The sequence below is a fragment of the Streptococcus sp. HSISS3 genome (genome assembly GCF_000448605.1).
In the GTDB taxonomy this organism is placed as follows: Bacteria; Bacillota; Bacilli; order Lactobacillales; family Streptococcaceae; genus Streptococcus; species Streptococcus raffinosi.
Map to the genome: position 1 here is coordinate 1,919,850 of NZ_CM002130.1, position 9,820 is coordinate 1,929,669.

9 protein-coding genes and 1 pseudogene are annotated in these 9,820 nt (G+C 39.4%); 5 read left to right on the top strand and 5 right to left on the bottom strand.

Going from position 1 to position 9,820, the window contains the following annotated elements; genetic code table 11:
• The first annotated feature begins 10 nt into the window (after positions 1 to 10).
• From thiT to HSISS3_RS08805, 3 genes are all read left to right on the top strand, one after another.
• On the top strand, positions 11 to 586 hold the full coding sequence (gene thiT, locus HSISS3_RS08795) for an energy-coupled thiamine transporter ThiT (RefSeq protein ID WP_021152429.1): 576 nt from the start codon (positions 11 to 13) through the stop codon (positions 584 to 586).
• Positions 587 to 752: 166 nt separating this feature from the next.
• On the top strand, positions 753 to 1,616 hold the full coding sequence (locus HSISS3_RS08800) for a helix-turn-helix domain-containing protein (RefSeq protein ID WP_021152430.1): 864 nt from the start codon (positions 753 to 755) through the stop codon (positions 1,614 to 1,616).
• 116 nt (positions 1,617 to 1,732) lie between these two features.
• A complete protein-coding gene (locus HSISS3_RS08805; protein WP_021152431.1) occupies positions 1,733 to 2,911 on the top strand; it encodes a ryptide export MFS transporter in 1,179 nt (392 codons plus the stop codon).
• 469 nt (positions 2,912 to 3,380) lie between these two features.
• Here HSISS3_RS08805 and HSISS3_RS08810 read toward each other — a convergent pair whose 3' ends face one another.
• The 4 genes and pseudogenes from HSISS3_RS08810 to murF form a co-directional block, all read right to left on the bottom strand.
• Positions 3,381 to 4,925 carry a peptide chain release factor 3 gene (locus HSISS3_RS08810; RefSeq protein ID WP_002884210.1) on the bottom strand — a complete coding sequence of 515 codons (1,545 nt, stop codon included), beginning with the start codon at positions 4,923 to 4,925 and terminating at the stop codon, positions 3,381 to 3,383.
• A 348-nt stretch (positions 4,926 to 5,273) separates the two neighbouring features.
• Positions 5,274 to 5,890 (bottom strand): annotated as a pseudogene (locus tag HSISS3_RS08815) (TIGR02206 family membrane protein).
• Positions 5,820 to 5,996 carry a hypothetical protein gene (locus HSISS3_RS12400; protein ID WP_021152433.1) on the bottom strand — a complete coding sequence of 59 codons (177 nt, stop codon included), beginning with the start codon at positions 5,994 to 5,996 and terminating at the stop codon, positions 5,820 to 5,822. Before HSISS3_RS12400 ends, HSISS3_RS08815 begins: the two are co-directional and overlap by 71 nt.
• A gap of 123 nt (positions 5,997 to 6,119) precedes the next feature.
• The gene (murF, locus tag HSISS3_RS08820) at positions 6,120 to 7,493 is read right to left on the bottom strand and encodes a UDP-N-acetylmuramoyl-tripeptide--D-alanyl-D-alanine ligase (protein ID WP_021152434.1); all 1,374 of its coding nucleotides are present in this window, start codon (positions 7,491 to 7,493) and stop codon (positions 6,120 to 6,122) included.
• A 211-nt stretch (positions 7,494 to 7,704) separates the two neighbouring features.
• Here murF and HSISS3_RS08825 point away from each other — a divergent pair, with 211 nt between their 5' ends.
• Both HSISS3_RS08825 and HSISS3_RS08830 read left to right on the top strand, forming a co-directional pair.
• A complete protein-coding gene (locus HSISS3_RS08825) occupies positions 7,705 to 8,334 on the top strand; it encodes a hypothetical protein (protein WP_051176054.1) in 630 nt (209 codons plus the stop codon).
• Positions 8,303 to 9,007, top strand: a complete 705-nt coding sequence (locus HSISS3_RS08830) for a hypothetical protein (RefSeq protein WP_021152436.1) — start codon at positions 8,303 to 8,305, stop codon at positions 9,005 to 9,007. The genes HSISS3_RS08825 and HSISS3_RS08830 overlap by 32 nt, the downstream gene beginning before the upstream one ends.
• Before the next feature lie 77 nt (positions 9,008 to 9,084).
• Here HSISS3_RS08830 and HSISS3_RS08835 read toward each other — a convergent pair.
• Positions 9,085 to 9,820: cysteine ABC transporter substrate-binding protein (locus tag HSISS3_RS08835; RefSeq protein ID WP_042772102.1), on the bottom strand; the 736-nt coding region annotated here is incomplete at its 5' end.

A 9,820-nucleotide genomic window follows, 5' to 3' on the forward strand; every position in this document is an offset into this window, starting at 1 on the left:
AGGTTTTTTTATGTCGAAAACAAGTATTCGACCAATGATTGAGGTTGCACTCTTTGCAACCATTGCTTATATCCTGGACCTAGTTACTCAACCCATGTCACTAGGCCCTTGGATTTCCCTTTCCTTTAAGATGGTGCCCATCTTTCTCCTCAGTTTTCGCTGGGGGCTTAAAGCCGGTGCAATGGGAGGCCTTATCTGGGGGCTACTTCAAGTTGTTACAGGGCAAGCCGCCGGTGGTTGGCTGACCTTGACACAAGGTTTTCTGGAGTATTTTGTCGCCTTTAGTCTGATTGGTATCAGTGGTGTAGTCAAACCAGCCCTTGATAAAGCCATTAAACAAGGCCATAAAGTTAAGTCTCTGATGCTTATCACTTGGGGGATTCTGCTTGGTAGCTTTGCTCGTTACCTCATTCACTTTATAGCCGGTGTCATCTTTTGGGGAAGCTATGCCCCTAAGGGACAAAGCCCTTATCTCTATTCACTCATTGTCAATAGCTCATCTTTCCTAGGAGAAACATTGGCAAGCCTTATTGTTTTCTTCGCCCTGCAACGATTCCTAGGCAGATTACTCAATACAGAAAAATAAAAGAAACCATAGGACAGTCTTAAGTGGCAGTCCTATGGTTTTTTGTGTGTTTATAAAAAACAGCAATCATTGCCTATTCACAGTAATAACCTCACTTTTGTTTTCCTGTATTTTATGTTAAGATACAAAAAATATATATTCCCATATATGCAAACTGGAGGCTTCCATGAAAAAATTTGGAGCAATTTTTAAAAAATTTCGTAAATCAAGAGGGATACGATTAAAAGATGTCGCAAAAGCTGGTATCTCGACATCTCAACTGTCTCGTTTTGAAAAAGGACAGACAGACTTAACCATTACAAAGTTTATGTTAATATTAGACGAGATTAATATGCCTATTGACGAATTCATGTATGCTGTCCATGATTTTCATCGTGATGATCTGAATGAGCTATTGTCAAAAATTCGACTTTTTGTATCAACTCATGATATCGATGGATTAAAGAAGTTACTTAATTCTCAATTAGAATCAGAACCTAAACGAGAGAAGTTTCATCACATTAATACTATTTTATTAAAAATTCGCTTGCAGGATTTATCGGGAGAAAGCTATTATACACAGCAAGACCTAACCGATTTAACCGATTATCTATTTAGTGTTGAGTACTGGGGTTATTATGAATTATTGATTTTTGCAAATACCTTAGATGTGTTGAACCATGAGACTCTTATGGTTTTGGCAAAGGAGATGTCTAGAAGGTCTGATTTTTACAAAGAGATTCCTAATAATCGACGCATGATATCAACCATGTTATTAAATGTTTATATTACATGTATAGAAAGAGGAGAGCTCATTGATGCACTGTATTTCGAAAAACAATTAAACCAATGCTTTTTTATCGAGACTGAAATTTATGAACGATTGGTTTTTCAATATGCACAAAATTATTATCAATATAAAAAAGAAGGAAATAATCAGTCCATTATCGAAATGAAAAAATATATTGGGGCCATGAAATTGGCAGGGAGCGAGCATATTGCAAAGACTTATGAAGCACATTTGAAAAAATTGAAAGAGGAAAATAGTTAGAAAGCATATATAGGAATTTATTAAATAAGATTATTATTCTTGTAAAATTATTTTGTTTAATAAATATATGAATCCAATTTCATTTCCAGATTTGGTAACCGATATGGAGAAACGATATGTCTAAATCCTTTCTGAAATTACTTCTCTCTCAATTATTTGCTAACTTAGCTGACATTTTTCTCAGGGTATCTCTCATTGCAAATATCTACGTCATTACAAAACCCGTTATTGCAACCTCAATGGTTCCCATTCTAATCGGATTATCAGCTTTCGTGGCAAGCCTTCTAGTGCCATTGGTGACTAAAAAACTAGCCCTAAATAGAGTTCTTTCATTCACTCAATGTGGAAAGACTTTTCTATTAGCAATACTCCTTGTAATGCTCTTTAAGGCTCAATTTGTTCCAGCCTTAGGAATGTATATCTTTGTTGTCGCTATTTCTGTCTTAGATGGCTTTGCGTCGCCCGTATCTTTTGCCATGATTCCTAGATATGCCACAAATTTGGGAAAGGCAAATGCTGCCTTATCAATGAGTGGTGAGGGAGTGCAATTGATTGGTTGGGGACTAGGAGGACTCCTTTACGCTTCGGTTGGCCTATTTTCTACAATGTTGATAGTCCTATTTCTTTATCTTCTTTCTACTTCTGTGATGCTCTTTCTCCCACAGGCTAAAATAGAGCAGTTAGAGGCGGAGACTAATCTGGATACTCTAGTAAAAGGATGGAAGTTAGTTGCAAAAAATCCTAAATTAAAGTTATTTGTCCAAGCAAATTTATTAGAGGACTTCTCCAATACAATCTGGGTGTCATCTGTAATCCTTGTTTTTGTAACCGAGGTGTTAAAACAAACTGAAAGTTACTGGGGCTACTCAAATACAGCCTATTCCCTTGGTATCATTTTAGGTGGAATAATTGTCTACAAACTATCCGAAAAGTTTTTAGCTCATAAGTGGAAAAGTATTCTCTTTCCACTCTTAGCAATGGCGACCATCACAGCCAGTATCCTCTTTTTCTCAAACACACAAACATTTTTAATTTTCTCAAGTTTAATCGGCTTCTTTTCTCAGTTAAAAGAAGTCCCTGAAAGTGTCTTTCTTCAAGAAACTGTGGATGAAAATCAGTTAGTACATGTTTATTCTGTATTTGAAGTCATTTCAACCCTTGCTTTTTCAGTTTTCGTCTTTCTGATGAGTTCTATTACTGAAAGTTTTGGAATTATAACAAGTTTCTGGCTATCAACAATTTGCATACTTTTGGAAGCTGGCTTGATTTATCATAATCGTGATTATCTAAAGTAATTAATCATAGCTATACTTGATAACTATTAGGGTTATAAAAAATATAGGACTATCTGATTAGATAGTCCTATATTTTGTGTTATTTTAGAGATGTGGCGTAGATATCATTATTAAGATATTACGACACGAAGTCAGACGAATCGATATTATTCGTCTGACGTAGTTAGTGAGACGACTAGCTAGCCACAAGATAGGGGCTAGCGTCAAAAGATGAACGATTTACATAAACTATACATAGCATTACGACATGAGAAAACGGAAACGATATTTTTCCGTTTTCGAGTTAGTAAGGGACTTAGCCACGCTCTCATAGTATGTAGTGTAGATATCATTATTAAGATGTTACGACACGAAGTCAGACGAATCGATATTATTCGTCTGACGTAGTTAGTGAGACGGCTAGCTAGCCACAAGATAGTGGCTAGCGTCAAAAGATGAACGATTTAAAATCGTCATCTTTTGTGCCGTATTACATCTTCTCTTCCAATGTTACATCTGGATATTTGTCCGCAAACCAACGGAGGGCAAAGTCATTTTCAAAGAGGAAGACTGGTTGGTCAAAGCGGTCTTTGGCCAAGATATTTCGGCTTGATGACATGCGTTCATCGAGGTCCTCAGGTTGAATCCAACGCACAGTCTTTTTACCCATTGGTGTCATAACGACTTCGGCATTGTATTCATTTTCCATACGGTGTTTGAAGACTTCAAACTGAAGTTGACCAACGGCACCAAGCATGTATTCACCTGTTTGGTAATTGGTGTAGAGCTGGATGGCTCCTTCTTGCACCAATTGTTCAATTCCCTTGTGGAAAGACTTCTGTTTCATGACGTTTTTAGCAGAAACTTTCATGAACAATTCTGGTGTAAAGGTTGGTAGTGGCTCAAATTCAAATTTGTTTTTTCCAACAGTAAGAGTATCACCAACCTGGTAGGTTCCTGTATCGTAAACCCCGATGATATCTCCAGCCACGGCATTTTCAACATTTTCACGAGATTCAGCCATGAACTGAGTGACGTTAGAGAGCTTAGCTCCTTTACCAGTACGTGTTAGATTAACACTCATACCACGCTCAAATTCACCAGAAACGATACGAACAAAGGCAATACGGTCACGGTGACGTGGGTCCATATTGGCTTGGATTTTGAAAACAAAACCAGAGAAATCCTTGTTAAGAGGATCAATCTCATCACCATCTACGGTCTTGTGGCCATGTGGTTCTGGCGCGAATTTAAGGAAGGTATCGAGGAAGGTTTGAACCCCGAAGTTAGTGAGGGCAGAACCGAAGAAGACCGGTGTCAATTCACCTGCTAAAATAGCCTCTTCAGAGAATTCATTTCCTGCTTCTGTCAAGAGTTCAATATCTTCTTTAGCTTGCTCATAGAATGGGTTGTTGGCAAATAGAGTATCACCATCTTCAATCTTGGCAAAGCGCTCGTCACCTTTATAGAGCTCCAAGCGTTCGTTATAAAGGTCGTAAAGTCCTTCAAAAGCTTTACCCATACCGATAGGCCAGTTCATTGGATAGCTGGCAATACCAAGCACTTCTTCCAACTCTTCCAAGAGGTCAAGTGGCTCACGTCCATCACGGTCCAATTTGTTCATGAAGGTGAAGACAGGAATACCACGGTGTTTGACAACTTCGAAAAGTTTTTTGGTTTGGGCCTCAATACCTTTGGCTGAGTCAACGACCATTACGGCAGCATCAACCGCCATAAGGGTACGGTAGGTATCTTCTGAAAAGTCCTCGTGCCCTGGAGTATCAAGGATATTGACACGTTTGCCGGCATAGTCAAACTGCATCACAGATGAGGTTACTGAGATACCACGTTGTTTCTCAATATCCATCCAGTCTGATTTAGCAAAGTTTCCGGTTTTCTTACCTTTTACGGTACCAGCTTCACGGATTTCACCCCCAAAGTAAAGCAATTGTTCAGTGATTGTTGTTTTACCAGCATCGGGGTGAGAGATGATGGCAAAAGTACGGCGTTTTTTGATTTCGTCTTGAATACTCATAGTTTTCTTTCTTCTTTAAAAATAATCTTTTTGATACTTTTCCTTAGTGGCATGGATGTCAGCAGCTTCTTTGTAAATCTCAAAAATCCCATGTCCCAGAGCTACTAATAGCAATAGGGTTTTACCAGAACGAAAAGCAAGATCGTTGTAGCACTTCTTTCAGAAAATTTCTGTCTTTTGAAAGCTACATTTGTTGTCAAGGCTTGCGATAATTCTCGCAGGCACAGCTCTTTTATTATATCCAAATTACAGTGTGAAAGCAATTTTGAAAGCGTTTTGTGTTAGAATAAAACAAATAAAATAAAAAAACACGCTATCAACTTTCTGATGGCGTGTTCCTTCATTTATTCAATACTTTTCTTCAAAATATTCCAGACCTTTTTTCATAATTATCATAAGAAAAATCAAAGCTCCTGAAACAGCAAGGTATTTGATAGGTAACCAGGCCTCTGGGATAAAAGGGGTATGTCTTAACAAGCCATAGTTTCCGTTAACAAAATGATTAACAACTACAAGTCCGAGATTCAATAGCAAGGTAAGTGTCACAATCATATTCTTTGAAATAGGGTGAGTCTTATAGGTCCTCAAAAGATAATTGAGACTATTGACCAATAAGGCATAATGCCCAATGATAAAGGAAATACTGGAGATATGCGGAAAATCATAAGGATCAAATATGGGATGAATAATCGCACAAGAGCCTCCAACCAAGCCCATAAGTGCAAAATAAGTTTTGACCTTACTATCTTTTAGGAGCAAGAGGGCGAGCATGGCCAAGCGGCAATGGTAAAGAGGGAGACTATCATCTAAAGGAAATCCCTGCCAAATATACCAAATGTAAAGGCTAATCAGTTGAACGGCTTGAACTCCTAGAAAAGTCAGACGCCAACTTTTTTAGCATGCCAAGACCAACTCAGGTAAGCCAGCAGCACCAATACCATTAGCATCACCAGATAATAGGGCAAAGGTATCTGTGGTGGCCGGGTTTGGGTCGTTGTAAAAAAATCCTTCATTCTCTTCTCCTGATAAAATTGCTATTCTCGTTATTATATCAAATTTCAGGTAAATCAAAAACCTGCTTTAACGAGCAGGCTTTTGATTTAAGGCAATCTTATTTTGTGACTTTCCTTAAGTTAGTTCGGTCACCACTTCTTCAAAGTTCCATAAACAGCTCTTTAATGCAGGTTTTAGAGCTTAATCCTTAGCTTGGAGTTCTTCAACAACTCTAGCTAGGTTCATAGAGTTGGAGCCCTTGAGCAAGATTTGATCGTGCTCGCCTAGGCTTTCTTTGATGCGTTTAACCATAGCGTCAAACTGATCCTCGTCAGCTGTCTTCTTGAAATAATAGACATGACCAATCGGGAACATCTGGCTAGCAAGTTGCGACAAGTCCGCAATGTCTTCACCGTAGAAAATTACCGTATCAATAGCATCTGGTGCTAGACTAAGAATCATCTGCGTGTGAAGTTGGACAGACTGTTCACCGAGTTCTTTCATATCGGCTAAGACAGCAATTTTCTTGCCTCCTTCATTCTTAGGAATGGCTGAGAAGGTCTCCAAAATGAGCTTCATGGCTGTTGGATTGGCATTGTAAACATCTGAAAGAATATCTGCGCCATTGGCTGCTTTTTTCCATTCGGTACGATTCTTTGTCAGTTGCAAGTTAGCCAAAGCTGAGAAGATATTTTCCTCAGTCACACCCCAGTGTTTAGCGACATAAGCCGCAACCATAGCATTTGTGGCATTGTATTTTCCAGTGACTGGCAAGGTAACTTGTCCATCTAGGAAGTTGGTTGAGAAGGTGAGGTGATCCTTGTATTCCGTCAAGTCAGAGATTGTTAGATCAGAGCCCTCACCAAATCGTACCACTTCAAGATTGCTTGGCAAGAATGGATCTACGATAGGATCACTTGGCACAAGTAAGAGGCTGCCATCAGGCATACCGTCTTGCATTTGCATCTTACCTTGGGCAATCTTGTCACGGCTACCGAAGAACTCCAAGTGAGCCTCTCCGATTAAGGTAACAACAGCTGTTTTTGGCTTCGCCAAGGTTGACAAGAGGTGAATATCACCCATGTGGTCTTGTCCCATCTCAAGGACGATTTTTTCAGTATCATCAGGCATGTGAAGGGCGGTATAGGGAAGACCAATCTCGTTATTGTAGTTACCTTGGGTCTTGTAGGTGCGGTAGGTCGTTGCCAAAATATCATGAATCATGTCCTTGGTAGTTGTCTTACCGTTAGAACCAGTCACCGCAATGACATCAACACCAGTCTTTTCAAGATAGTAGGCAGCTAGTTTTTGGAAGGCCTCAAGAGCATCCTCAACTAGGATGTGGGCTTGATCAGCTGGTAAGTCTTTTTCTGTGAATGTCGCTAGAGCACCATTTTCAAAGGCTGTTTGGATAAACTCGTGCCCATCACGCACACCCTTAAGTGGCAAAAAGAGATCGCCCGCTGTAATCTTACGGCTATCAAACTCAATCTGGTTAATAGCGACATCTTCATAGGCAGTGACATCATTTTTAGCGCCAACAACCTTGGCAATTTCATGGAGTGTCAGTTTCATCTTAAAATCCTCTGTTTTATTTTTTACAAATCTGACAAAAAATAGGCTTTCTTGTCTCTCAATATACCCTCCAATTATATCACAAATCGGCCTAGCTTTTGCTTGGGAGATGAATTTGTTACAATGGTTGATGAAAGGATTAGGCATGACAAAGAAAAAATCAATTCGTCCCTCTAACAAAGAGAAAAACAGAAAAAGTGACTGACAAAGTATTGAAGAACCCAAAAGGTGGCACTTTAATTGGAGAAAGCTAGTTCTACTAGAGCCAACATCTGAATTGATCATCTTAATAATACTAGCACTGCTGTATGGTGGTTTTTATTATTACGATCATTATACAGTCAACAAAGATAACATTTATGGTCTCTGGCAGTCTGATCATCATAAGTTAGCGATTTCCTATAAGCATCTCCGGAAAAGAGGAAATATCGACTGGCAAGTCGTACAGGATGGTAAGTATATTATCTATGCTGCTAGAACTCGCCCTATCAAGCGCTTCAATGACGGCACCCTATACTTGGAGCTTTATACAGTGGAAGGCTACCTGACTGACCTCCCGACCAAGGATGGTTTCAGCTACATGGATTTTTATCTTCGCAAAGACAATTATCTCACTTACGACGGTGACTCCTATAAGCGCATAGACTCTGGGAACAAGACTGTCACTTGGAAAGATGGTTCTACCAGCCCTTATGACGAACGGAAAACTACTATAGACGAGGTTTTTGAAGCCTTCTATTTGATACTTATGGGTATTTGCTCATTTCTTATCGTGATAGAGGCTCGGCAAAAGAGGATAGAGAAGCTCAATGAGACACCAAACAAAAAGAAAATACGCTGACCGAAAGAATCTCAACCGAAAGTATCAGTCACAAAAAGCATATCGGAAAGAACAAAAACGTAAAACGGGGTGGCGAGCACGCTGGGATAACTTTACAGACCGTTTAGCCAACATTTTTGGGATAGGTTTCCTAATCCTCTTACCTATACTCATTATCTATGGTATTTTCTTTGATCATAACGTGTATAAAGACAGTATCTATGGTCTTTGGCAATCTGAAAGTCATCAGATTGCCATATCCTACGAAAGAGGTAGCAAGGGAAGTAAGATTGATTGGGAGATTGTTCAAGATGGAAATGTCCTCATTAAAAATGCACGCATCGATGACATTAAACGCTTTAATGACGGTACCCTCTACATCGAAGTTTATGCCAAGGAGCGCCTGCTTTCAGTCCTTCCCGCTAAGAACGGCTACAACTATTTAAATATGTATGTCCGTAAAGACAATTATCTGACCTATAATGGCGAATCCTACAAACGGATTGATGATGAAAACAAGAGCATTACCTGGAAAGATGGCTCTAAATCCCCTTACGGTCAACGAATAACCTTGTTTGATCGTCTGGAACCCTATCTCCTATTTGGTATGTTTGGAGGCTTGTTTAGCTATGTCCTTTTCGTTGAATGGAAGATCAAAAGAAAAATAAAAACAAATAAAACCACTCCTGCTTAAATCTAGTCTAGCTAGAAGCAGGAGTGGTTGTTTTATTCTTATTAAGCAAGACTTGCCTCTAACGAAGACTGCCAGTCTTATTTCACTTCGCCACCTTCAACCACAAGGTCATCAGCTTTAGCTGAATCACCGTAAGTTGGGTGAAGTGTTTTTTCATAATCTTTGTGGAAGAAATTCTCTTCGCCAAGTTTCTTAATGTCTTTATTGATAAAGTCGAGGAGTTCTTTGTTACCTTTTTGAACAGCTGGAGCAATCGTATCCGGGTCACCAAGAGATGTGATTCCGACTTCATAACCTTTATTTTCTAGAGCCCAAGCAAGAACTTCGGTATTATCAGTTGAGAAGGCATCACCACGACCGTCAAGGAGGGCTTGATAAGCATCGCTGTATTGGTCATACTTTTGCAATTTGATATTTGGATAGTTCTTTTCAAAGTAAGTTTCAGCAGTTGTCCCTTTAGTAACAATCAAAGTCTTACCTTCAAGTTCTTTAACGTCCTTGATGACCTTGTCTTTAGGTGATACCACACCGATTGAGACTTTCATGTAAGGAAGGGCGAAGTCCACTTGTTTCTTACGTTCATCAGTCACTGTAAAGTTGGCAAGTGTAATATCTACCTTGTTTGAAATCAAGAATTCGGCACGGTTGGCCGCATCTACTGAGACGTATTTAGGTTTTACACCCAAGTCTTTAGCCAAACGGTTACCAAGTTCAATATCGTAACCTTGGTAAGCACCCTTGCTATCTACATAACCGAAAGGCTTCTTGTCCGCAAAGACGGCGATACGAAGCTCACCACTCTTCTTAATTTCT

What these genes read in the sequence shown, in the direction of transcription:
- HSISS3_RS08810 (WP_002884210.1), bottom strand. Translation starts at nt 4,925, where the DNA reads ATGAGTATTCAAGACGAAATCAAAAAACGCCGTACTTTTGCCATCATC.
- HSISS3_RS08830 (WP_021152436.1), top strand. Translation starts at nt 8,303, where the DNA reads ATGAGACACCAAACAAAAAGAAAATACGCTGACCGAAAGAATCTCAAC.
- HSISS3_RS08805 (WP_021152431.1), top strand. Translation starts at nt 1,733, where the DNA reads ATGTCTAAATCCTTTCTGAAATTACTTCTCTCTCAATTATTTGCTAAC.
- murF (WP_021152434.1), bottom strand. Translation starts at nt 7,493, where the DNA reads ATGAAACTGACACTCCATGAAATTGCCAAGGTTGTTGGCGCTAAAAAT.
- HSISS3_RS08800 (WP_021152430.1), top strand. Translation starts at nt 753, where the DNA reads ATGAAAAAATTTGGAGCAATTTTTAAAAAATTTCGTAAATCAAGAGGG.
- thiT (WP_021152429.1), top strand. Translation starts at nt 11, where the DNA reads ATGTCGAAAACAAGTATTCGACCAATGATTGAGGTTGCACTCTTTGCA.